Below are 24478 nucleotides of genomic sequence, written 5' to 3' on the forward strand. Positions count from 1 at the left end.
ATACCTGTAATGGTCTGTTTTTATATCTATCCGCGCATTTAAAAATGTAAGTTTACATACGCGTCCGCCTTTAATTTTCATTTTAAACCGGTAGTAAATGAAGTCACAAAAGCTCTTTTTAGCGGGCCTCCTTATCGCCATCGCAGCCCTCGGCTGTAAAACCGCGGCTTTAAACAATCAGCCAACCGTCTATTCCACCAACAAAACCATTTCGGAGAACTGGGCTTTGTTGGCGTTTGGGAAGGCTGATGATGTAAATCCCATTTTGAAACCCGGTAATTTATCGTTCAATGATCCCACTTTGAATAAAGAAGTACTGTGGGAGCGGAAAGACGTGTTCAATCCTGCCGTGGTTGTCAGGAACGGAAAGGTGTACATGCTATATCGCGCTGAAGATTCGATCGGCAAGTATGCGGGCACTTCCCGGATCGGGCTGGCTGAAAGTAGCGATGGTCTTCATTTTCGCAAAGAAGCTAAGCCAGTGCTTTATCCGGATAACGATCTGCAAAAGATTTACGAATGGGAAGGTGGATGCGAAGATCCACGAGTGGTTGAAGATGAGCGCGGGACTTATATGATGACGTATACTGCCTATGACGGTGGTAAAGCGCGTATGATGATAGCTACATCTAAAGATCTTCAGACCTGGCAGAAGCGGGGGCATGCCTTCGCAACGGCTGGGGAGCGGTATGTTAATGGCTGGTCAAAATCAGGTTCGGTTGTCTCGGATTATCGCAAGGATGGGAGAATTGTGGCTACAAGGATAGATGGCAAATACTGGATGTTCTGGGGAGATACGCACCTTTGGATGGCAACATCTGAGGACCTGATCAACTGGACACCGGTTAAAAGAGCAGAAAATGACCTATCAACGCAGCGGGTAGACTCTGCTAAATCAATGTATCCGGAGCTCAAAATCGTACTCTCACCGCGAAGAGGGAAGTTTGACAGTGATTTGGTTGAACCCGGACCACCGGCTATGCATACTGCCGAAGGAATTCTCCTAATCTACAACAGCAGAAACATCCCCGCTATTGGCGATTCAACTTTAAAGGAAGGCACCTATGCCGCTTCGCAAGCTTTGTTCAATAACGATAATCCAACAGTACTGATGAAGAGGATGGACAGGTACTTTATGAAGCCTGACCGATCATACGAGATAGAAGGTCAGGTGAATGAAGTATGTTTCCTGGAAGGTTTGGTTCGTTTCAAAAACAAATGGTTTCTGTACTATGGCACCGCTGATTCAAAAATCGCGGTAGCGGTGAGTGAAGCTGGAATCAAGGAGTAAGTTTCGTTAACAAGAAAACGGCTGTAAAGACTTATTTTCCTGGTCAGCATTGCCAGATAACGTCAAGGAACCATTTTTTTGAATCGTAATAATAGTGAAGTGGCAAAAAGCCAGTAGCACCCGCAAGTGCATCGGTTTGTTCCGAAGTATATTTTTGAGAAATCTCCATGTGGATACACTCATTCTCCTCAAATTCTATTTTTTGGTCATCAATTATAACTTCTTGTTGTTTGCGGCTAACAAGGTAACTCTGGCACGATCCCGTTTGAGGATTGTAAGTAGGGTAGTGTGTAAAGGCTGTGAGATCGAAGTTGCCGGCCAGCTCCCTGTTAATGCGGGTTAAAAGATTCAGATTGAAATTCCGGGTAAAGCCCTGGCTATCATTATAAGCATTCAGGATGGTTTGTGGATCCTTTTTAAGGTCGAAACCGATTAACAGGAGGTCGCCTGGCTGAAGATGCAACTTAAGTTTATCACAAAAATTTAGTGCATCTTCCGGGAACATATTACCAATGTTTGAGCCGAGAAATAAAACTAGTTTTGGCTTTGATGATAGTTCATTTGCCTTCTTAAGCATAGTGAAATAGTCTCCATTCAGCCCGTTAATCATCAGGTTTGGAATCTCTAATGGCAAATGACTTGAGAGATTATCGATCACGCTTCCGGAAATGTCAATTGGAATGTAATTAAAATCAACTTGTTTATTTGCGAGGTATTTAAGCAGGAACTTCGACTTTAACGCGTCGCCGGCGCCCAGCTCTACGAGGTCGAAACTGGGATGTTTTTCAAGAATAGGATCCAGTATCGCAGCTGTTTGCGAACATAGAATCTCATGCTCACAATTGGTAGGATAATATTCAGGCGAATGCATGATCTGCTGAAATATCTTATCGCCTGCCTCATCATAAAAATATTTAGATTCAAGGAACTTAGGTGATGTGTTCAGACCTTTTAGAACATCTTTTAAAAAGATATCCCTTCCTGTAATTTCTGACGCTGTGTCTTTCATCAATAGAGTAGTATGGTTGTCCATATATTATTTCGCGAGCCTGATTCCTGTAAATTGCCACCGTAAAGGAGGTTGGAAAAAATTGCGGTAGGTATTTCGGCTATGCCCAGGGGAGGTTACTTCAGAGGCACCTCTCAAAACCATCTGGTTTACCATGAACTTCCCATTGTATTCGCCGATAGCCCCTGGCGCTTTAGTAAAGCCGGGATAGGGCAGATAGGCACTTTCAGTCCATTCCCATCTTTGTCCCCAATTAAAGTAATCTGATGCAACTTCCCATTCAAACTCTGTAGGCAAACGCATTCCTTTCCATGCCGCGTAGGCCGCCGCTTCGTAGTATGAGACATGACATAGGGACTCATTCCATTTCACAGGAACAAGTCCCTCATGTGTATAATTATACCATTTGCCCTCGATCTCGTGCCAATACATTGGCGACTTAACCTTATTGGTATTCACCCATTCCCAGCCGTCGGCATGCCAATGCCTGAAGTCCCTATAGCCGCCATTATTCATGAATTCAAGGAACTCGATATTGGTTACCAACTTATTGCAGATATGGTAGTCCTGGAGGTATACTTTATGACGGTTTAATTCATTGTCAAAACAAAAACCTTTGCCTGCGTAACCAACTTCATAAACCCCTTCCGGGATGTGTACGAATTCGGGTGTAGCTATTTGATTTCGCTCGACATGATCGCCTTCCTCGTAATTTGAACCTGCCAGTACTGGCTGGGTTGGCCTGAGCGAAGCAAACGCCGGGAACAGAGGGTTATGACCCAAAATGTATTTTATGTCTGTACAGAGAAGCTCCTGATGCTGCTGTTCGTGGTTTAATCCCAAGACCATCAACTCAGATTGCTGGGCTGTTAACTTTTCATCTGACAGAAAGTTTTGAATTGCCAGGTCAACATATTCGCGATATCGATACACCTCTTCTACTCCCGGACGGCTTAAATTACCCCGGTCAGTCCGAATTACCCTTGCACCCACGGTTTCGTAATAACTGTTAAAAACATAGTTGTAATCTGCACTAAATTCCTTGTAAGTTTTTGAGAAGGGCTTTAAAATGAATGTTTCGAAAAACCAGGTTGTATGACCAAGGTGCCACTTGGGTGGACTCACATCGACGACGGGCTGAACAACATAGTCTTCGGTTTGAAGTCCTGAACAGATCATAACCGAATGTTGCCTGACATTTTTATACTGTTGCAGTAACATGGCTATTGGCGTTTTAAATAGTTTGTAAGTTCGGAAATGTTTTTAACCCCTAAATCCTCCGATTGTTTTCTGCGCATCATTAGCGCATAGGCATTATTAAATCCTATGGGCTTTAGCCAGGTAATTGCGAACCTTTCTGAAAACTCTTTCTTTACATATGAATAAACCTGGTCTTTGGTTTTTAAAGAGGCAACAGTAGCTGGCGGACTCTGCAGGATGACCAGTAACCCGGTACCTGTATACTCAGGATATAAGTCGATCTGATTATTGGTTAGTGCATCGAAACAAATCTTTGTGCCGCCAAGTCCAGTCTTTGTTTCAACCGCCAGATCCGTGTTTCCGCGGATAAGCATGCTGTATATATTGGCCAGGATGTACTGCTCGCCAAATATTTTGGAGCCAATTCTGATCGCTCCGCCTTTCCCTGACCGGGGCAGCTTATACAAACCTGTTTGGTTTAAAAAATCGCGGGCTACTTTAGCGGGACTTTGCTTCAGATAATCAACACGGTAATTCAGATCAGTCATAATAGAATCATTGATTTTGCCGGCGAGTTGATCTAGTGCTGGTTCCAGTTCAGGAAATCTGTTCAAGACATCAGTTTTAACTATAGGGGCAGCAAAGTAAGGGGGGAAGATGCCTTTATCGTCATTAAGTACCATCAGGTCGAAAGCTTTGAGACGGCCGTCTGTAGAATAACCACTGATCACATCCAAATCTTTTTCGTAGGCTGCCTTGTACATCACAGCATCACTGATTACCACTGTGCGGATATTTAACTTGTATTTTTCCTTCAATCCCAGGTAACCGTCCTGCCTTCCCATAAACTCAGGTGTAAATCCCGCGAGGAGAATATCTGCCTTGATTGCAGGAATAAGATAAATTCCGGAGGAAATAACCAGCAGGCCTGCCAGGGTTAGAGTTGCGGCCCTTAAGTTACGTAAATTCAGTTTTTGTAGAAGCGATAACGAGTAGTCGAACAGGATGGCTAGCAGGGCAGCGGGGATGGCACCTGCAAGGATCATATTTGAATTATTAAGTGCAATTCCACCAAAAATAAACTCGCCCAAACCGCCCGCTGCTATATAAGCGGCCAGCGTCGCAACTCCCACATTGATGACGGTTGCGGTGCGAATGCCAGCCAGAAGGACCGGCATGGCCAACGGAATCTCAACTTTACGTAGAATTTGTAAATTGCTCATTCCCATTCCTTTTGCGGCATCAATTATTGCAGCGTCTACCTCTCTTATTCCCGTATAGGTATTCCTGATAATGGGAAGTAGTGCATATAAAAACAGAGCAACAATTGCCGGTTTAGGTCCGATGCCCAGGAGAGGGATCATTACCCCAAGCAGGGCGATACCGGGAATTGTTTGCAGGATACCCGCCAGGCCAAGAACCGTTCCGGCGTACTTAACTTTACGTGAAATGAAAATCCCCAATGGAACACCTATCAGCACGGCGATCAGCAGCGAAATTAAAGTCAGACCAATATGCGTGAGCGTCTGTTCAAGAAGTTTTTCCTTTTGCTCCAACATGAAAGTCCATAAGCTTTGCTCATTCATACGCCTTTATCTTAAATTCACTGTATGCGGTCATGAGCTCTTTATATCCACAGGTTTTGTATTCACCAGTCAAATTGTTGTTAATACGAATGCGATTGCTTTCTGACTTTAGCAAGGCAACAAGGGCCTCCCAAACGCCCGTGTGATGATCCAAAACAATATGTGTCCTGGTATCATTCTGCTGAGGGATGTAATCCCATATGGTCAATATGGATAAGGTTTTTAATTCCAGTTGCAAGCGCTGATCGTTGAAGAATTCTTTAACAAAGTCGTTTTGTGGTTCAAACAATAGCTCATAAGGGGTCCCGATCTGTTCAATGGCTCCTTTATTCATCAGGCAAATGCGATCACCGAGTTCAACGGCTTCCATAATATCATGAGTTACCATCACTATGGTCTTGTTCTTTAGCTCATCGAGCTGATTAAATTCTTTACGTATAGTTGCCCTGGTAACCGGGTCTAATGCGCCAAGCGGCTCATCCATCAAAAGTACCGGAGGGTCGGCCATTAACGCCCGGGCAAGTCCAACTCTTTGTTGCTGCCCGCCGCTTAACTGAGCTGGAAATGAATGTAAATATTTGACCACCGGCAGGTGGAGCTTCTCCAGAAGTCCAGCGGATCTTTCTTCTATCTTCTGCTTGTTCCATCCAAGGAGTTTGGGAACAATAGCAACATTTTCGGCAACGGTGTAATGCGGAAATAGTCCGTTATGCTGCAGTACATACCCGATTCCCCGCCTTAATTTTTCAGGCTGTTCATTTGAGATGTTTTTACCGTCCAGCTCAATTGAACCCTGAGACGGATCAATTAACCGGTTTAACATTCTAAGGGTAGTGGTTTTTCCGCAGCCACTTGGCCCTAGCAGTATGAGGGTTTCGCCCTTTTCAACACGAAAGCTTATATTATCAACAGCTTTAACTGAATGATATAACTTGCTGACATTTTGAACATTGATCATTTTTTATCAAGTGTCATGAACAAATTATTCAATGATTCTGCATAAGTGGGATGAGCAAAAATTCCATCGCGAATTTGCTGATAGGTGACTTTTCCCATCATAGCCATCTGCAATACAGTCATCACCTCTCCGCCTTCCGTTCCGATTACTGCCGCGCCCAGTATCTGCTTTGTTTTCTTGTCAACGATCGCTTTAATCAGGCCTCTTGTGTCACCAGTCTCTATCGCGCGGGCTACCTTTTCCATTCTGATCAACGCCACCAGATATTTAATGCCGGCTGCTTTTGCTTCTTTCTCTGTTATGCCAATGCGGCCAAGCTGCGGATCGGTAAACATACAATAGGGCACCATCCGGTTTTTGATACCTTTTGTTTTCTTTTCAAGTAAGTTTTTAATGATAACCAAATGGTCATTATAAGAGATATGAGTAAAAGCAGGCCCACCTTTTATATCACCCAAAGCAAAGATACCCTTGACATTTGTTTCAAGGTTGTTATTGACTTTTATATACCCTTTTTCATCTGTGCTTACCCCTGTGAGTTCGAGATTTAATGGGCCTGTATCCGGAGTCCGGCCAGCAGCTATCAATACGTGGGAACAGGTAAGAGATTTACGCTGGCCACTTATATTAAGTACAGCAGTGATACTGTTGTTCGAGTTCTTTGTTAAGCTCCTTGCTTCTGCTCCGGTCAGAATAGTTATTCCCTCATCTTCAAGAATATTTCTAAGTTCTGTTGAAACATCTTCATCTTCCCTTGAAAGGAACTCTGGAAACGCTTCTACGATGGTTACCTTGCTGCCGAACCGGCTGAACATCTGACCGAATTCCAGCGCAATATAACTGCCGCCAATAATCATTAAATGCTTAGGTATTTCATTGATGTTCAATATCGTAGTTGATGTAAGATAATCTACTTTTTCAATGCCTTTGATGTGAGGAATAGTAGTTCTGCCCCCAGCATTTATGTAGATATTTTCGGCCCTGAGATGAAGATTTTTTTTATTTGCTGATAGTATTGTGATCGTTTTCTCGCCGGTGAAAAATGCTTCGCCATAATAAATATCTAATCCTGGGACCTTTTCGAGGTTCTTTATAGATCCCTCTCTGAAGTGTTGGACAACTTGGTCCTTTCTGGAAATTACCTTTTTAAGATCAACAGAAACATTTGGAATTTTAACTCCGAGAGGACGGCTATTTTGTGCCAGGTAGGCTAACCGGGCTGAGGCGATCATGGTTTTTGTAGGTGTGCAGCCGGTGTTGATGCAGGTGCCGCCAATGTGCTGTCTCTCAATCAACGCTGTTTTGTATCCTGCATTAGCAAGCTTTTTAGCCAGCGGGGTACCTGCCTGCCCTGATCCAATGATAATTGCGTCATATGTTCTCATAGGCTATTTAGGTTTATTAAAAGCTTCGATAATGTTTTAAGTTGGGCTTCGAGATTATCGTCATGACATGAGTCTAATCCCTAAGAATCAAAAAGACGCTGATGTTGAGGTTATGTTGTTCCATAATCGTCTGATACTGAAAGTTAATGGTTTAACAATTTTACGAAAAAAATCAAGCCGTTAATTCTCCTTAAAGAAGAATTTTACGGTTATATTTCTTTTGCCAATAACATAACCTGTAATTTAGGCACCAAAACTTAAAACATGAAATTCGGAACCAAAGCGATACATGCCGGTCAGCACCCTGATCCAACTACCGGAGCGGTAATGACTCCAATATATCAAACTTCAACCTATTGGCAAAAGTCGCCCGGCGACAATAAAGGCTATGAATATTCGCGGGGTACTAATCCTACCCGTAAAGCATTGGAAGATTGTCTGGCAGCCTTAGAAAACGCCAGATACGGATTAGCATTTTCAAGTGGTATGGGAGCTACAGATGCAGTAATGAAATTGCTGATGCCAGGTGACGAGGTAATTACCGGTAATGATCTGTATGGTGGCTCGTATCGTATGTTCACTAAGATCTATGCGCAGTATGGTATCAAGTTTCATTTTATTGATTTAACTGATGCAAACAGCGTTAATAACTATATTAACGATAACACGAAGCTGATCTGGATAGAGACGCCAACCAATCCGACGATGCAAATTGTGGATATCGCGGCAGTAGCGCAAATCGCAAAGTCAAATAACATTTTGCTGGCGGTGGATAATACTTTTGCTTCTCCGTATTTGCAGAATCCTATTGATCTGGGTGCTGATATCGTGATGCATTCGGTGACCAAATACCTTGGTGGCCATTCGGATGTGGTCATGGGAGCCTTGATGCTGAACGATGAAGATCTGTACAAACGATTATGGTTTATTTATAATGCCTGCGGCGCTACGCCCGGCCCTCAGGACTGTTTCCTGGTGTTACGAGGATTAAAGACCCTTCATTTGCGGATGAAAGCGCATTGCGAGAACGGCCGTCAAATAGCGGAATTCTTAAAGACTCATCCTAAAGTGGATAAAATTTACTGGCCAGGTTTTACTGATCACCCTAATTATGAGATTGCTAAAAAGCAGATGCGTGATTTCGGAGGAATGATCTCCTTCACAATCAAAGGAGCGGACCTTCAGGAAACATTCCGTGTTGCATCATCATTTAAGGTATTTTCTCTGGCAGAATCATTAGGTGGGGTTGAGTCATTGGTTAACCATCCAACAACTATGACCCATGGTTCTATTCCAAAGGAAGAACGTGAGAAAGTGGGGGTTATTGATAGTTTGCTGCGTTTAAGCGTAGGAGTGGAGGATATTGAAGATTTGCTGGAAGATATAGAACAGGCACTTTCTTAGAGATTAAGGAACAAAGAACAGGGAACAAAGACCCGGATAAATTTTGGTTTTGTTCCTTGTTTTTGTCATACGGTGTATAGTAATTCGCTCCTTCCCAATCAGATCGCGTGATATTTTAAACGTTCACACAAGACGTCCGAAGGAACGATATACCTACTAAAATTCTATTTTCTACCGACAAGATGTTCCTGCGGAACAAGCATTCGTATTAATTTGTATTGAAAGTAGCCAGGTAAATAAAATCAAATTACCTAGATTTTGAAGACAGAATTCTATCGATTCGTTTCGTCATTTACTCCCTTTTACAAAATCGGGTATATTGTAGGACAAGAGCATTGTACTTGTTCCGTAGGAACATATTGTTGGTATAATAAAGCCAGATACATCAGCCCGGCGTTCTATCGGTACGCTTCGTGTTTTAATGCTCACAATTCGATCAACACAACCTGGATGTAATAACAAAAAGTCTAATTTTGGTACTTGTTCTTTCCACTTGATCATGACATCTCATCTTTCATCCGATTTCTCAAACCTCAAAGCTTTCCTTGACTCCAAGGTAGAACAATATAACCGGCCTGAATTTATAAAGAATGATCCGATCGTTATTCCGCACCAGTTTTCGCTGATGCAGGATATCGAGATCATGGGTTTCTTTGCTTCTATTCTGGCGTGGGGACAACGTAAAACTATAATTAATAAATGCATAGAACTGATCGACCGTATGGACGGCGCGCCCTACGATTTTATCATCAACCACCAGGATTCGGATCTTCAGAACTTGCTGGAGTTTAAACACCGCACGTTTAATGATACGGATCTTTTATACTTTGTCAGCTTCCTTGAGCATCATTACAATGAATTTGATTCCCTGGAGGACGCTTTTTTACCGTCAGTAACGGGATTGAAAAGGCCAGAGGTATACCGAAAAGAATTTTTAGATAAGACCAGTGCACGTTCGCCGGATACGCAAGCTTCGGCTGCCTGCTACGCATCGGAACTTCAGGTTGGACCAGTGGATATCGAGTTCTCCTTAAATCACTTCAGGACATATTTTTTCAGCCTGCCAGATGCTCCAACAAGAACTGTGAAGCACATCTCTTCTCCAATGCAAAAGTCTACATGTAAGCGTCTAAATATGTTTCTGCGCTGGATGGTTCGGCAGGACGATAAAGGTGTTGATTTTGGAATCTGGGAAAGGATTTCACCGGCAAGCCTCATCTGCCCGTGTGATGTACACGTAGAGCGGGTTGCCCGCAAGCTTAACCTGATTTCGCGTAAGCAAACCGATTGGCAAACCGCAGTGGAATTAACTCAGCGCTTGCGTGAATTTGATGCCGAAGATCCGGTGAAATATGATTTTGCGCTGTTTGGTTTAGGAGTAGAAGAGAAGTTTTAAACAATGTGATAATTTGCCAATTTTCAATTTGTCAATGTTGGATTTTGTAATTTGCAATTACTTTAGATCATACTGATACTATGAAACCACTTGTACTCATCCTTGCTTTCTTTGTTTTGGCAGGAACTACTTCCTTTGCCCAGCAACCAAAAACTAAGTACAAAGCTGTCCCTGTTGAGAAAGCGGATAAGATCATCGCAAAGAAAAAAGTAATTGTTCTGGATGTCCGCACGCCGGAAGAGGTTGCTGAGGGCTTTATTCCCGGGGCAATTAATTACAACTTTAACAGTGCCGACTTTGAACAGCAACTGTCAAAATTAGATAAGACTAAACCCTACCTGGTTTATTGTCGCTCAGGAAAACGCTCAGCAAAGGCCATTGAAATGATGAAAAGCATGGGATTTAAGCGACTTTATGAACTTACCGCAGGCTATCCGGCTTATAATGCTTACAAGGTAAATGCTTCATCTCCCAAAGATTGAGCTTTGTCTAAAGTCTCAAATTTGATATCTCCAATCTCGCTCTATGATCTCCTTTCAAGTTCTGATTGAAAAATTTAAAGATAAAGGTGAGAAGTCGGGCTGGACATACATATATATCCCGGAAAAACTGGCTATCCAAGTAAAACCTGACTGCAGAAGTAGTTACCGGGTTAAAGGTTTCTTCGACACTCTACCGTTCGAGGGGATTGCCGTGGTTCCAATGGGCGAGGGTGACTACATCATTCCTTTAAAAGCTGAGCTTCGTCGCAAGCTTCGTAAAAAAGAAGGTGCCGTACTGAAGGTCAGCCTGGAGGAAGATAAAAATTTCAAAATTCTTATACCCGATGATCTGGAGGAATGTCTGAATGAGCAGCCACACTTTATTGAGAATTTCCTGAAGCAACCTAAATCTCATCAGAACTACTTTCTCAACTGGATTAATTCAGCGAAAACAGAGCCCACCCGTGCAAAGCGAATAGCAATGATCGTTAGTGCAATGGATAGAAGTCTTGATTTCGGGCAGATGCTTCGGGAAGATAAACAAAAGAGATCCTCATAAAACAAATTATTTAAATTGTGTTTCTGATTTGCAAATAAGATGGCAAAGCATTTGTTATGCTCCGTTAGATTAATTTAACTAACATTAAACATAATTATATGAAATCAAAAATTACCTTACTTATAGCATTCCTTGTTACGGCATGTAATGTTTTTGCGCAAACAGAGTCGCCCTACAAAACCAGCTGGAAAGCTGATGGACTGGCGATAGCAGGTGGAGTAGGACTTAGCGCTCTTGGCCTGAGCCTGATAAAAGATAAAAAGGACCTGACTGAAGCTGAAGTTAATGCTTTGTCAAAGGACGATGTATTTTTTATGGACCGTTTTTCTGCAGGTGATTTCAGTGACCAAGCTGATAAAGACAGTTATATCCCGTTTTACGGATCTTTTGCTGCAGTTCCCGTGCTGATGCTTCTCAACAAGAACGAACGTAATCACGCCGGGCAGGTTATGACTTTATTTATTGAATCCATGTCTATAACAGGTGCTTTGTTTTCGATCACTGCGGGATCTGTTCAAAGAAGCCGCCCGTTTGTCTACAATACCTCACTGCCAATTGGCGATCGGACAGACAGTGATGCACAACGTGCTTTCTTTGCAGGTCATACGGCTGCTACTGCTACAGCAACTTTCTTTGCTGCAAAAGTATTTAGTGATTTTAATCCCGATTCAAAAGCGAAGCCATATGTCTGGGCAGCCGCTGCCGTTGTTCCGGCGGCTGTTGGTTATATGAGACTACGTGGCGGTCAGCATTTCTTAAGTGATAATTTACTGGGCTATGGAATCGGTGCAGCCGTAGGCGTACTAGTTCCGCAGCTTCACAAGAAAAGCAATACGACAGGGTTATCAGTTGCTCCATTTGGTGGGAATGGAGTACAGGGAGCCAGCCTGACTTATACAATAAAGTAAGTTTTTGAACGGTTTAACAGATTCTCGCACTTGTTTTCGATTTTGTTTCAGGTGAATGAGATCTAATTGTTTGGGACGATGCGTCTGCAGGATGTAAGAAAGCAGACGACTGTTCGTCAATTTGCCGGATGATATTACTTTTGTAAATATGGCTGAAGACTTAAAGATTATTTCCGCAGGTAAGGAACCGCAATATCAATCGATAATACCGCAAATTGAAGCTCTTTTAGAAGGGGAGAGCGATCTGATAGCTAACCTGGCAAATGTTTCGGCTGCATTAAAAGAGCAGTTTAAATTCTTTTGGGTGGGATTTTATCTCGTCAAAAGTAGCGAACTGGTATTAGGTCCTTTCCAGGGCCCGGTTGCCTGTACACGTATTGCACTTGGCAAAGGTGTCTGCGGCGCTGCCTGGCAACAGAAAGAAGCTTTAATTGTGCCTGATGTTGACGTTTTTCCCGGACACATTGCCTGCAGTTCTGCTTCAAAGTCTGAGATCGTGATACCGATAATACGGCAAGGTGAAGTAGTTGCTGTTCTTGACGTTGACAGCGATGAGCTGGATCAGTTCGATTCGGTTGATGAAAAGTACCTCACAGAGATAACTGGCCTCATCCAATTCTGACCAGAGAATTGGATTCCTATTTCATAATTCTTAATTCTACGAATGAAGCTTCCTTTAAGTTTTTACCAGCGTGATGACGCTGTATTGATCGCCCGCGAGTTGATTGGAAAGCACCTTTACACCAATATCGAAGGTGTAATAACCGGTGGCGTTATTGTTGAGACTGAAGCTTACCAGGGACCGGAAGACCGGGGGTCACATGCCTATAATCACCGGCGAACACCGCGAAACGAAATGATGTTCAGCGCAGGAGGTGTCGTTTATATGTATATCTGTTATGGCATACATGATATGCTGAATATAGTAACTGGTACGGATAGCGTTTCGCACGCGGTGCTTATTCGTGCCGTAGAACCGCGCGTGGGTGTTGACGTCATGCGTCAGCGGCGTGATCTCTTTACGGAGGATTCCCGCTTATGCCGGGGGCCCGGCGCTTTAGCTAAAGCATTAGGTTTGGTGAAAGCGCATAATGGTGTTAATCTACAGAATGATACCATATGGATTGAGGATAGAAGCGAAGAATTAAATAATGATGGAATTATTGCTTCTGCCCGGGTAGGGATGAATTTTGACGGTCCATATAAAACCATTCCCTGGCGGTTTTATGTCCGGGGCAATCGCAATGTCAGCAAGCCCCACATTTGATTTCTAAAACTTAGCCTTCTTATAAATGTTCTGATTACAAATACCCTAACCATGGAAAACAATCAGGAGAATTTAATGAAATTAAAGGAGCTGGTTGACGGGGTGAAGATAGCGATGCTATGTACCAGTCAGAAAGATCATTTAAGAAGTCGCCCGATGTCGACGGCGGAGTTTGATGATGAAGGAAATATTTGGTTTTTCACAAACGAGTATTCCGGTAAAGCTGATGAGTTAACGGAAAACCATCAGATTTGCCTTTCTTATTCACTGCCATCAAAAAACAGCTATATCAGTATCAGTGGTGATGCGAGAATCGTTAATGACTGGTCAAAGATGAAGGAGCTTTACAATCCGGCTATAAAAGCCTGGTTTCCTAAAGGACTTGATGATCCGGAGTTAGCTCTTCTAAAGGTAACCCCGCACCAGGCTGAGTATTGGGACAGCAGTTCGAATAAAATGGTTATCTTGTATCAAATGGCGAAAGCCATTTTAACTGGTCACAAATATCAGAAAGGTGAGCATGGCCGGATTGAATATTAAACGTCATTCCCGCAATTTTAAGAAGCCGGTTATTTAACCGGCTTTTTTGTATAATTGGCCCATGCAGTTTCAAAATAACAGGCGGTTTGCCGAGGCACTGGATAACTCAGATGATCTTAAAAAATTCCGTAACGACTTCTTAATCCCGAAACAGGATGGTAAAGAAATAATTTACCTTTGTGGCAATTCTTTAGGCTTGCAGCCGAAATCCGTTAAGAAGTTTTTGAATGAGCAGCTATCTAACTGGGAAAACCTTGGAGTAGAAGGTTGGTTTGAGGGTGAGACGCCATGGTTGACTTATCATAAAGAGATGCAGAAGTTAATGGCGCCGATTTTTGGTGCACTTCCTGCTGAAGTTATTGCGATGAATGCGCTCTCTGTCAATCTTCACCTGCTAATGGTGAGCTTTTACCGGCCGCAGGGGAAAAGGGTTAAGATATTAATGGAAGCGGGGGCTTTCCCGTCTGACCAATATGTTGTGGAAAGCCAGGCGCGCTTTCATGGATTTGATCCTAAAAAAGTTATTATAGAAGTAGCTCCGCAGAAAGGAGTGGAGATTTTACAGACTGCCGAGATTGTTGCTGCCATACAGGAGCATGGCGATGAGATTGCACTGGTGTTATTTGCGGGAATAAATTATTATACGGGTCAATTCTTTGATCTGGAAGCAATCGTTAAGGCAGGACATTCTGCCGGAGCCTATGTAGGTTTTGACCTCGCCCATGCTGCCGGGAACGTTCCCCTGAAGTTGCATGACTGGAATGCAGACTTTGCCTGCTGGTGTACTTACAAGTATCTAAACAGTGGTCCCGGTGGTATTGGAGGTGCTTTTGTTCATGAGAAACATTTTAATAACAAGAGTTTAAACAGATTTGCCGGTTGGTGGGGTTATAACCAAAGTTCCCGCTTCAAAATGGAAAAAGGCTTTGTTCCTGAACATGGCGCTGAAGGGTGGCAATTAAGCACCAGTCCAATCTTATCTCTTGCTGCACACAGAGCTTCATTGGTAATGTTTGATGAAGTTGGGGGTCTTGCGGAGCTTCGTAAAAAAAGTCTGGCACTTACTGCATACCTCGAGTTTATGATTGCTGAGGTCAATCGAACGATAGGCTATGAGCAGTTCACGGTCATCACTCCCAAAAGTCCCGACGAACGTGGTTGCCAATTATCCTTGGTTGCGAAAAAAGACGGGAAAATAATTTTTGATGAACTTTTTAAACGTCGTATAGTCGGCGATTGGCGAGAGCCGGATGTTATCCGGTTAAGTCCTGTTCCGCTGTATAACAGTTTTATGGATGTTTTTCAGTTGGGACAGGCACTGCAGTCGATATTGAAACCGGAATAGTTCCATGTAGGGTCCAGGCTTCCGCTTTTTCGGCAAACAGGGGTTTAACCTTTGACCACACCTTTTTAAAGAGATTGGACCTGCGGTAATTCTCCAGATCTTGTTCCGTATTCCAGTAGCTGATTGTGAAGTATTCCGATTTAGCGTCGGCAACTTTAAAAAGATTAGTTGTATGGCAGCCTTCAAAATCTTCGATCAGTGCCTGTGTTTGATAAAATAAGTTTTCGAATTCGACGGCTTTGTCGGCCTGCAGGCTCAGTTTAACAAGGCGGGTAATCATGGATGAAATTCTATTCTAACGATGTCACCCAGGTGAAGCCCTAACAAGCCGCTGGCATTACCTTTATTGATGGCAATTTCAAGGTGATTGCTAATGCCGAACAAGCAAAGTTTTTCCCCTTCAGGAACTTCATTATAATGCCAGCTTAGCTGCGAGATTGATTCATTTCGCTTGAAGTACAGGGTGAAGTCACGATTATTTTGAACGCTGGTAAAAATATCTTTGGTTATGTTCGTAATGATGTTTTGAAACGAATCAATATAAATAACGTTTCCGCGGATCAAGCTCCGCTCAATGACGGGCTGCAGGGTCGTCTTTTCTTCAATAGATCCAACCGGGATACCGATGTCTTTTAGCTTTCCGCCTTTTGCCAGGTGTGTGGCAGCTTTAGAAAAGATATCCGATAGTGGGAAATGCAAAAATTTAAGATCCTGCATGATATTCAGTTCAACGATCTCCGATGGATCTTCATCAAATAATAAAGAAAAAATTCCATTATCAGACCCGACAAAATAGTGATCTTTATACTTTAAAGCCAGGTATCGGGTTTGCTCATTGAATACAGAATCAATACCAATGAGGTGCACAGTGGCTTTTGGAAAGTAATGAAAAGAGTTTTTTAAGATAAAGGCAGCCTGTTGAATATTAAAGGCAGAAATGTTATGGGTAATGTCAACAATATTAGCTGTGGGTAACCGACTCAGGATGCTTCCTTTCAGGGCGGCCTGATAGAAATCTCTGTCACCCAAATCGGTTGTTAAAGTAATTATTGCCATTAAAATGTTAATATAAATTATTATTCTTGCGATAGGTAAACAATGGTACAAATATTGAATTTTTAATCAAATAAACACCAGACCGATTTTTAATACCACTAATTTGAACGAACTGAATTTGTCTATAGAAAGCGTTAACCCTCTGGTAATGTGGGGGGCTAATAATGAGTATTTCGAGATTATAAAAAAACATTTTCCGAAGATAAAAATTGTTGCTAGAGGTAACGACGTCAAGGTTTTGGGAGATGAAGTTGAGCTGAAAAACTTTAATTCCAAGTTCCAGGATATTGTTGATCATGTTGACAAATTTCAAAGCCTGAATAATAACGACCTTGAGCATATCTTAGGGACAACGATACCTGTGTTAAAGGACGGAGATACTGCAGAAGCCAAAAGTTATGGTGGTGGCGAACCGATTGTATTTGGCCCGAATGGTATTGTTGTAAAAGCACGTACTGCTAACCAGCGGCGCATGGTTGAGAGTATCAGTAAAAATGATATCATCTTTGCAATTGGTCCGGCTGGAACCGGTAAAACCTATACGGCGGTAGCACTGGCAGTTAGAGCGTTGAAGAACAAAGAAATAAAACGGATTATCCTTACCCGTCCGGCTGTTGAAGCCGGAGAAAACCTTGGTTTTCTTCCAGGGGACCTTAAAGAGAAGATAGATCCGTATCTGCGTCCTTTATATGACGCGCTTGATGATATGATCCCGGCAGAGAAATTAAAGCTTATGCTGGAGAATCGTATTATCGAGATTGCTCCCCTGGCTTTTATGCGTGGCAGAACCCTTGATAACTGCTTTGTAATTCTGGATGAAGCTCAGAATGCAACTGATATGCAATTAAAGATGTTCCTTACTCGTATGGGACCGTCAGCCAAGTTTATTGTTACCGGTGATATTACTCAGATTGATCTTCCAAGAAAGCAGCATTCTGGTTTACACACAGGTCTACGCATTCTTACCGATATTAACGGGATTGATATCATTTACCTAAGTGGCGAAGATGTTGTAAGGCATAAACTAGTTAAAAATATACTCCGCGCATACGGAGACATTCAATAACGGATTTGAGAGGTTAGATTTGAGATTTATTTGAGAAGGTAGCCAGACCAACTCATATCTAACTTCTCACCTTTAACTTCTCAATCTCACATCTAATATCTAATATCTCAACCTCAATGAACGCTATTAAAGAAACTCACTTTCAGTTACCCGGTCAAACCAGCTTTTATAAGGGAAAGGTTAGAGATGTTTATACTATTGATAATAAATTCCTGGTAATGGTTGTAACAGACCGGATCTCGGCGTTTGATGTTGTTTTGCCTGAACCTATACCGTATAAAGGCCAGGTGCTTAACCAGATTGCCGCAAAAGCACTCCAGGCCACTCAGGACATTGTCCCTAACTGGGTCATCGATGTTCCTGACCCAAGCGTAACCATCGGAAAGATATGTGAACCATTCAAAGTTGAAATGGTTATACGTGGCTACCTCGCCGGTCATGCCTGGCGAGAATATAATACCGGCAGGAGAGAGGTATGTGGTGTAGTGCTTCCTGAAGGATTAAAAGAAAATGACAAGCTACCTGAACCAATCATCACACCAACAACCAAAGCGGCCGTTGGACACGATGAAGACATTTCGAGGGCCGAGATAATTCGCCGGGATATTGTCGCTGAAGAAGATTACGTGCAGTTGGAGAAATACACCAGGGCGTTATTTCAGCGAGGGACTGAAATTGCAGCAGAGCATGGTTTAATACTTGTGGATACTAAATATGAATTTGGCAAGCTTGATGGTAAGATTATTTTAATTGATGAGATCCATACGCCGGATTCTTCAAGATATTTTTATCGTGAGGGATATGAAGGTTTGCAAGCGGAGAATCAACCGCAACGCCAGTTATCGAAGGAATTCGTTCGTAAATGGCTGATAAATAATGGCTTTCAGGGCAAAGAGGACGAAATGATTCCAGCTATGACTGATGAAATCGTTACATCGATTTCCGACCGTTATATTGAGTTGTATGAACATATCACTGGCAATGACTTTCAAAAGGATGATAACGGAGATATTTTACAACGTGTTGAACGGAATATTATTGAGGCACTTAAGCGTTTAAAGTAATTTTAATTTATTAATATTGTAATACGGACATCTAATAGCCTCACCATGAAATTTACTGTAGACAAACACGAGAAATACGTTTTAATTAAGCTTAATGAATCGAAGCTTAACAGTCTAATCTCACCGCAATTAAAATCGGAGTTAATTTTAACAAATACCGAAGGCCAGCGCAATATTGTACTCGATTTGTCTGCTGTCAAGTATTCTGACTCCTCCGGCTTGGGAAGTTTACTTGTTGGTCATCGTATCTGCAAGAATGCTGAAGGAACTTTTATCTTGACAGGGATTAATGAAAATGTTGCCCGTTTGATCACAATTTCCCAATTAGATAATGTATTGACCATAGTAGGTTCAGTTGAAGAGGCTATCGACTTGATTTTTATGGAAGAGATTGAAAAGGAACTTAAAAAGGAAGCTAGATAGATAAGCTTGTTGGCTGCGTATGAAATTCGAAATAACGATTCTAGGCAGTAGTTCTGCAACTCCTATTTTTAACCGTAACCCTTCCGCCCAACTTCTTAATATAAATGAAAAGTACTTCCTCGTTGACTGCGGGGAAGGGACACAACATCAATTGCTTCGTTTTGGCATAAAATCCCAACGCATTGATGACATATTTATTAGTCATCTCCATGGCGATCATTACCTCGGACTTATTGGTTTATTATCCTCCCTCCATCTGAATGGCCGTACTAAGCCGATGAACATTTATGGGCCGGCCGCTTTACAGGAGATCATGGATGTTAATTTCAAAAATTCCCAGACTGAACTTAGATATCCGGTAAATTTTTTCGCTATTGATCCCGACAGGAGTGCCTGCATTTTTGAAAATTTTGATGTAACTGTAAGCACTATACCTCTTGAGCATCGGATTCCCTGCACCGGGTTTAAATTTTCCGGAAAAAAGCGTCTTCCGAAAATCATCAAGGAAAAGGTGGATGAGCTGGAAATTTCTGTTGAAAATATTCCGTTGATAAAAAAGGGGTTTGCGTTTACTGATAGACAGGGGGTAATTCACCCTTCCAGTGAGCTTACCACTGAATCAGAAAAACCTAAGGCTTATGCTTACTGTTCGGACACCATATGCAATTGGAAATATCTTGACCTGATAGATGGTGTTGACCTGCTATATCATGAAGCTACATTTATGCATGACATGGTAGATCGGGCGACGGAGACTTTCCATACTACAGCCTTGCAGGCTGCGGAAATTGCAATAAAGGCAAATACCAGGCAATTACTCATCGGGCACTTCTCTGCACGTTACCGTGATCTGGATCCGGTATTGCAGGAAGCAAAAAGTATTTTTCCGGACACCTTCCTTGCAACAGAAGGTTTAACTTTTAGTCTATAAAAAAAGCCACTTACTATTCGGTAAGTGGCTTTCTCTATAAAAATGAAGGCTAGTCTTTTTTACCCCCAAATACAGAGAAGCTTACATAGCGCTTAGGATTTGCTTTCAGATCGATCATTAATTTATCCAGGTTAGCCGCTGCATTATTCAGATTGTCATACATTTTAGGGTCATTAATAAGCTGAGATAAAGAACCTGTTCCGCTATTTACTTTAGTGATCACTGCCTGAAGTTCTGCGACCGCCTTGTTTGCTTCAGCCATAGTTTGGGCGAAGTTTGCTTTTGCAACATCGTCTGTAACCTTGTCAAGGTTATTCATTATGGATGTGATTTTTTCGTTATTATTTTTGAAGTTGCCGGAAATAGATTCCAGGTTCCCCATGATGGCAGCAATCCGGTTGCTTTGGGTGCCAACTAAGCCATCAACTGTTTTGGTAGTGCCTTCAAGTGTCTCCAAGGTTCGCGCTATACTGGTGAAACTCCGTTCAAAGTTCTTCTGAAATGCGGGATTCAAGGTTGAGTTTACTGAAGTAAGGACAGAATCTAATCGCGCTACGATCATCGCAGCTTTTTTCTGAACCGGTTCTACTTGTTCTAAAAGATCTTTCTCGACATTTGCATTTAAAGTATCCCCGTCCTGAGCATATTGGCTGCTGCCTCCGAGTTCAAATATAATCGCTTTTCCTCCTAAAAGATCGGTACTCTCCAATCTGGCTATCGTATTATTAGGAACTGCGTATTCGGGATCAATTTTAAACTGAGCAAGGATTTGACCGCTGGAGAGTAAAGTAAGCTTAGAGACGCGGCCTATCTGGTAACCGTTGACCAATACGGGCTTTGAGACTGCGAGGCCGTCAACGCGATCGTATTTGGCATAAAATTCATTCTCCGAAGAGAATACATCGTTGCCTTTTAAAAAGCTATATCCGACAATTAATATGACGATTGCTACAGCTGCAAGAACGCCGACTTTAGTTTCACTGGTTATTTTCATTCGTTTTTATAGTGGTTAATTAATGCAGAAAATAACAGGCTGAAATTAAATTACATTGTTGCCGAAAGTACGATCTATTTACTCAAGTTCAACCTGTTTTTTATAATTCTGAATTGCCTTCAACAAATTATTTACAATTTCGTTTTGGCCGCTATCAGAATTCATATATTCCTCTTCACCGGGATTGGAGATAAAACCAATTTCAGTTAGTACAGCCGGCATTCCTGCACGGGCAAGAACAGCAAGACTTTGTTCTTTCACCCCACGATCAACTCGTCCTGTACGTGAGAACTCATCCTGCATAAATGTTGCCAACTTTATACTCTGCTCACGAAAAGCATTTTTCATTAATGAAAGCATGATGATACTTTCCGGATCTTTCGGGTCATAGCCTTCATAATTTTCCTTATAATCTTTTTCCAAAAGGATGGAAGCGTTTTCCCGCATGGCTACGTCCTGCTCGTCCAGTCTCCCAAATCCTGAAACGAACGTCTCGGTTCCTCTGGTAGAAGTGCTCTGAACATTTCGGTAAATGGGAACTTTTCTTCCCTTGCTATCTTTTTTATAACCATTTAAAACTCTTTTAATAGGCATTGAGTTACAATGGATCGAAATAAAAAGATCTGCCTTAGCTCTGTTTGCGATACCAACACGTTCGTAAAGAGGAATGAAAACATCCGTAGTACGGGTGTAGATCACTTTCACGTCTTTCATTTTTTCTTCAATACTTTTACCCAGGAGTAAGGCAACCTGCAAGGCAATATTCTTTTCTTTCGAAAAGCTGCCATGCGTATGGCCATCATGTCCTCCGTGACCGGCATCAATTACTATCGTTTTGATCCGGTATGCCGCTGGCGGAGTATTGCTGAAAGCAGACGACGAAAACGTTACTAATAACAGCAAAGAAGAAATGTATCTTTTCAATGGTATAATTTTCATTAATTTTGGTCGTATAGTATGTTCTGTTAGTGCAAAAATAATATTCATCATCGAATTTGGAATTTATTAAATCGTTTTTTAGATACAGCGTTAGATCCGCACTCTTTTTGTTGATATCTATCCCTGCTTTTTCGCAGCAACCGGTTTTAAAACCCGCGCCTGTAAAAAGAGATACAACTGTGTCTACTACAAAAACGGATACTTTAACGAATAAGTCTAAATCGGCTGCCGGCGTAAACTCAAAAGTAAATTATACAGCTCAAGATTCGATCCGTTTTGATCACATTAATAATATAGTTCATTTATACGGTAAGGCGCGGATAATTTATAATGATTTTCAACTGGATGCGGATTACATCCGGCTAGATCAAAAAAACAACCTGGCTTTTGCAAAAGGGTATACGAATCCGAAGAGTAATCGTTACAGCGGGAGACCTATTTTAAAACAAGGTTCGGAACAGCCAATTACTACAGATTCGCTACTCTTCAATTATAAAACAAAAAAGGGAAAATCTTATGGCGTATTCACGGATGTCGAGGGAGGATATCTTCAGGCCCGTCAATTCAAAAAGAATGAATATGATGAAGGTTTTTTTAAACGAGGGATATACAGCACCTGTAATTTACCACATCCACACTTTGGAATACATATTACACGCGGGATCGTTACCGACAAGCAGATCATAACCGGCCCGGCTTATCTGACAATTGAGGATGTTCCTCTACCACTTGGCGTTCCCTTCGGTTTTTTCCCTAAGCCTAACCGACGTTCCGGAGGTGTTTTATTTCCGACATTTGGGGAAGATGGACAGCGCGGTTTTTTTATGCGTGATCTGGGATACTACTTTGGGATCAGTGATTACTGGGACATGGCCGTTCGGGGTACTTTCTATAGCAAAGGTTCTTATGAAGCAAATACACAGGCCCGTTATAAAAAGAATTATAAATATGATGGTTCGCTGAGTTTAAGATATGCGTCTACCAAGACAGGTATTGAAGGCACTGAAGCGTTTGAAAACCCTTCAAAGGATTTCAACATTGTATGGAGCCATTCGCAGAGGCCTGAATCAAACCCTGGAACCACATTTAGCGCTTCTGTAAATGCCGGAACCGGAAGTTATTTTACAAACACGGCTGCTGGAGGCACTTATGATTTCGATCAGCTCACCCGTAACACGCTGTCTTCGAACATCAGTTATGGTAAGGTGTTTGCCAACGGGCTCTTTAACTTCACTTCAAGCTTAAGCCATCGTCAGGACCTGCAGGCAGGGACCGTATTTTTGGAGTTGCCGACTTTCAGTTTGAACATGACTACGATTAATCCATTTGACGATAAAGATCGGGTAGGAGAGCAGAAATGGTTTCAGAAGATCACAATGGGTTATAGTTTACAGGGTAGTAATTCTATTGATACGAAGGAAGAGCTGTTGTTTCAGAAAGATGCTTTGCAGAACTTTAAAACAGGCTTTCAGCATAATATTCCTATTAGTCTATCCCTGAATGTACTCAAATTTTTCCAGTTTAACTCCGGGGTGCAATATAATGAACGGTGGTACTTGCAAACCATTCGAAAAAGATCCTTCCCTTTATCAGGCGCTGCATTGATCGACACGGTAGCTGGATTTAGCCGCGCATATGAATATAGCATGAATTCGGGATTATCCACAAAATTCTATGGTACTAAACGTTTCACAAAGGGTAAAATTGAGGCCATCCGGCATGTAATGACGCCCTCATTCAGCTTTAATTACCGTCCGGATTTTGCAGATGATCGGTTTGGATATTACCGAAATGTAGTTTCCAACACAGCTGGTGATGTGGAGAGATATTCCATTTATGACGGTTCGGTTTACGGAGGCCCCGGTTTTGGTAAACAAGCTGGTATTAGTTTCAACATAGACAATAACATCGAAGCAAAGCGCCGTGCTAAACTTGATTCAGTTCAAACAGCAACATCTGATAAAATTCCCATCTTACAAAATTTAAGCTTCTCTGGGAATTATAATTTTGCAGCGCAGGAAGGAATTCAAAAGTTATCACCTATCAATTTCTCAGGCCGAACCGCCTTTTTTAAGCAAAAGCTTGGAATTAATTTTAACGGTGTACTTGATCCTTATAAAATTGATTCTCTAGGTCATCGTTCAAATAAATTTATGGTTGAAAGCGGTAAACTTGCTCGCTTAACCAGCTTCGGTCTGTCAACTGATTTTAGTTTAAACTCGACAGCTCTAAAGCGCCGCAACGAGAATTTAAATCAAATAGGTCAGAACATGCAGGGAGCCACACCGCAACAAGCACAGGAGCTTGCCATGATTAGCCGTGACCCTAACGCATTCGTAGATTTCAGTATCCCCTGGAACATTAGTGCTTCTTATAGCTTTCAATATTCAAACTCGGGCTTGTCCTCCTCAATCACCAACACACTTAATTTTTACGGTGACTTTAACGTTACCCCTAAATGGAAAGTGCAATATAACTCCGGGTATGACTTTCGTGCGAACAAGCTGAGTCTAACCCAGATTTCTATCTACCGTGACCTGCATTGCTGGGATCTTTCTTTCCGCTGGGTGCCTATTGGCCAGTACCGGAGTTATAGTGTCGACCTGAAAGTTAAGGCCTCTATTTTACAGGATCTTAAATTGAGTCGCCGCCGCGATTACTTCAATAACTTTTAA

The 24478-nt window shown here is 42.1% G+C and carries 24 protein-coding genes; 15 read left to right on the forward strand and 9 right to left on the reverse strand.

Annotated features, from left to right (window positions below):
* Nucleotides 1-97: 97 nt before the first annotated feature.
* Nucleotides 98-1291 (forward strand): glycoside hydrolase family 130 protein, encoded by a 1194-nt coding sequence (locus AC1MCB_RS05670; RefSeq protein ID WP_479967770.1) that lies wholly within the window; start codon nt 98-100, stop codon nt 1289-1291.
* A 43-nt stretch (nt 1292-1334) separates the two neighbouring features.
* On the opposite strand, the gene egtD is transcribed toward AC1MCB_RS05670, so the two are convergent.
* From egtD to AC1MCB_RS05695, 5 genes are read right to left on the reverse strand one after another with little or no spacing between them, the layout of a single operon-like run.
* Nucleotides 1335-2324 carry an L-histidine N(alpha)-methyltransferase gene (gene egtD / locus AC1MCB_RS05675; RefSeq protein ID WP_479967771.1) on the reverse strand — a complete coding sequence of 330 codons (990 nt, stop codon included), beginning with the start codon at nt 2322-2324 and terminating at the stop codon, nt 1335-1337.
* A gap of 3 nt (nt 2325-2327) precedes the next feature.
* Entirely contained in the window at nt 2328-3521 is a 1194-nt protein-coding gene (gene egtB / locus AC1MCB_RS05680) for an ergothioneine biosynthesis protein EgtB (protein WP_479967772.1), read from the reverse strand.
* 2 nt (nt 3522-3523) lie between these two features.
* A complete protein-coding gene (locus AC1MCB_RS05685) occupies nt 3524-5086 on the reverse strand; it encodes an ABC transporter permease/substrate-binding protein (protein WP_479967773.1) in 1563 nt (520 codons plus the stop codon).
* Complete coding sequence (locus AC1MCB_RS05690) at nt 5079-6044, reverse strand: ABC transporter ATP-binding protein (protein WP_479967774.1); 966 nt, start codon at nt 6042-6044, stop codon at nt 5079-5081. Before AC1MCB_RS05690 ends, AC1MCB_RS05685 begins: the two co-directional genes overlap by 8 nt.
* On the reverse strand, nt 6041-7429 hold the full coding sequence (locus tag AC1MCB_RS05695; protein WP_479967775.1) for a mercuric reductase: 1389 nt from the start codon (nt 7427-7429) through the stop codon (nt 6041-6043). Before AC1MCB_RS05695 ends, AC1MCB_RS05690 begins: the two co-directional genes overlap by 4 nt.
* Before the next feature lie 264 nt (nt 7430-7693).
* Here AC1MCB_RS05695 and AC1MCB_RS05700 point away from each other — a divergent pair, with 264 nt between their 5' ends.
* From AC1MCB_RS05700 to kynU, 9 genes are all read left to right on the forward strand, one after another.
* Nucleotides 7694-8833, forward strand: a complete 1140-nt coding sequence (locus AC1MCB_RS05700; protein WP_479967776.1) for a cystathionine gamma-synthase — start codon at nt 7694-7696, stop codon at nt 8831-8833.
* 499 nt (nt 8834-9332) lie between these two features.
* Nucleotides 9333-10229 (forward strand): TIGR02757 family protein, encoded by an 897-nt coding sequence (locus tag AC1MCB_RS05705; RefSeq protein ID WP_479967777.1) that lies wholly within the window; start codon nt 9333-9335, stop codon nt 10227-10229.
* 80 nt (nt 10230-10309) lie between these two features.
* Nucleotides 10310-10711, forward strand: coding sequence for a rhodanese-like domain-containing protein (locus AC1MCB_RS05710; protein WP_479967778.1), 402 nt, complete (start codon nt 10310-10312; stop codon nt 10709-10711).
* A 43-nt stretch (nt 10712-10754) separates the two neighbouring features.
* Nucleotides 10755-11270, forward strand: a complete 516-nt coding sequence (locus AC1MCB_RS05715) for a YdeI/OmpD-associated family protein (protein WP_479967779.1) — start codon at nt 10755-10757, stop codon at nt 11268-11270.
* 98 nt (nt 11271-11368) lie between these two features.
* Nucleotides 11369-12178 (forward strand): phosphatase PAP2 family protein, encoded by an 810-nt coding sequence (locus tag AC1MCB_RS05720; protein ID WP_479967780.1) that lies wholly within the window; start codon nt 11369-11371, stop codon nt 12176-12178.
* Between the two features lie 148 nt (nt 12179-12326).
* Nucleotides 12327-12800, forward strand: a complete 474-nt coding sequence (locus tag AC1MCB_RS05725; RefSeq protein WP_479967781.1) for a GAF domain-containing protein — start codon at nt 12327-12329, stop codon at nt 12798-12800.
* 42 nt (nt 12801-12842) lie between these two features.
* Nucleotides 12843-13445: a DNA-3-methyladenine glycosylase gene (locus tag AC1MCB_RS05730; protein WP_479967782.1), complete on the forward strand. Its 603-nt coding sequence runs from the start codon at nt 12843-12845 to the stop codon at nt 13443-13445.
* 51 nt (nt 13446-13496) lie between these two features.
* Nucleotides 13497-13985, forward strand: a complete 489-nt coding sequence (locus AC1MCB_RS05735; protein WP_479967783.1) for a pyridoxamine 5'-phosphate oxidase family protein — start codon at nt 13497-13499, stop codon at nt 13983-13985.
* A gap of 61 nt (nt 13986-14046) precedes the next feature.
* Nucleotides 14047-15330, forward strand: coding sequence for a kynureninase (kynU, locus tag AC1MCB_RS05740; protein ID WP_479967784.1), 1284 nt, complete (start codon nt 14047-14049; stop codon nt 15328-15330).
* Here kynU and AC1MCB_RS05745 read toward each other — a convergent pair.
* Both AC1MCB_RS05745 and AC1MCB_RS05750 read right to left on the reverse strand, forming a co-directional pair.
* Entirely contained in the window at nt 15275-15610 is a 336-nt protein-coding gene (locus AC1MCB_RS05745; protein WP_479967785.1) for a putative quinol monooxygenase, read from the reverse strand. The two genes, kynU and AC1MCB_RS05745, sit on opposite strands and share 56 nt — an antisense overlap.
* Entirely contained in the window at nt 15607-16386 is a 780-nt protein-coding gene (locus AC1MCB_RS05750) for an SAM hydrolase/SAM-dependent halogenase family protein (RefSeq protein WP_479967786.1), read from the reverse strand. The genes AC1MCB_RS05745 and AC1MCB_RS05750 overlap by 4 nt, the downstream gene beginning before the upstream one ends.
* A 103-nt stretch (nt 16387-16489) precedes the next feature.
* On the opposite strand from AC1MCB_RS05750, the gene AC1MCB_RS05755 reads away from it, so the two are divergent.
* The 4 genes from AC1MCB_RS05755 to AC1MCB_RS05770 all read left to right on the forward strand — a co-directional run bounded on the left by AC1MCB_RS05755 (nt 16490) and on the right by AC1MCB_RS05770 (nt 19870).
* Nucleotides 16490-17452 (forward strand): PhoH family protein, encoded by a 963-nt coding sequence (locus tag AC1MCB_RS05755; protein WP_479967787.1) that lies wholly within the window; start codon nt 16490-16492, stop codon nt 17450-17452.
* A gap of 116 nt (nt 17453-17568) precedes the next feature.
* A complete protein-coding gene (locus AC1MCB_RS05760) occupies nt 17569-18516 on the forward strand; it encodes a phosphoribosylaminoimidazolesuccinocarboxamide synthase (protein ID WP_479967788.1) in 948 nt (315 codons plus the stop codon).
* 45 nt (nt 18517-18561) lie between these two features.
* Nucleotides 18562-18939, forward strand: coding sequence for an STAS domain-containing protein (locus AC1MCB_RS05765; protein ID WP_479967789.1), 378 nt, complete (start codon nt 18562-18564; stop codon nt 18937-18939).
* 19 nt (nt 18940-18958) lie between these two features.
* Nucleotides 18959-19870: a ribonuclease Z gene (locus AC1MCB_RS05770; protein WP_479967790.1), complete on the forward strand. Its 912-nt coding sequence runs from the start codon at nt 18959-18961 to the stop codon at nt 19868-19870.
* 49 nt (nt 19871-19919) lie between these two features.
* Here AC1MCB_RS05770 and AC1MCB_RS05775 read toward each other — a convergent pair whose 3' ends face one another.
* Nucleotides 19920-20864, reverse strand: a complete 945-nt coding sequence (locus AC1MCB_RS05775) for an MlaD family protein (RefSeq protein WP_479967791.1) — start codon at nt 20862-20864, stop codon at nt 19920-19922.
* Nucleotides 20865-20942: 78 nt separating this feature from the next.
* Nucleotides 20943-21803: an N-acetylmuramoyl-L-alanine amidase family protein gene (locus AC1MCB_RS05780; RefSeq protein ID WP_479967792.1), complete on the reverse strand. Its 861-nt coding sequence runs from the start codon at nt 21801-21803 to the stop codon at nt 20943-20945.
* A 179-nt stretch (nt 21804-21982) separates the two neighbouring features.
* Here AC1MCB_RS05780 and AC1MCB_RS05785 point away from each other — a divergent pair, with 179 nt between their 5' ends.
* Nucleotides 21983-24478 carry a putative LPS assembly protein LptD gene (locus AC1MCB_RS05785; protein WP_479967793.1) on the forward strand — a complete coding sequence of 832 codons (2496 nt, stop codon included), beginning with the start codon at nt 21983-21985 and terminating at the stop codon, nt 24476-24478.

This window comes from Daejeonella sp. AP26 (genome assembly GCF_056680515.1).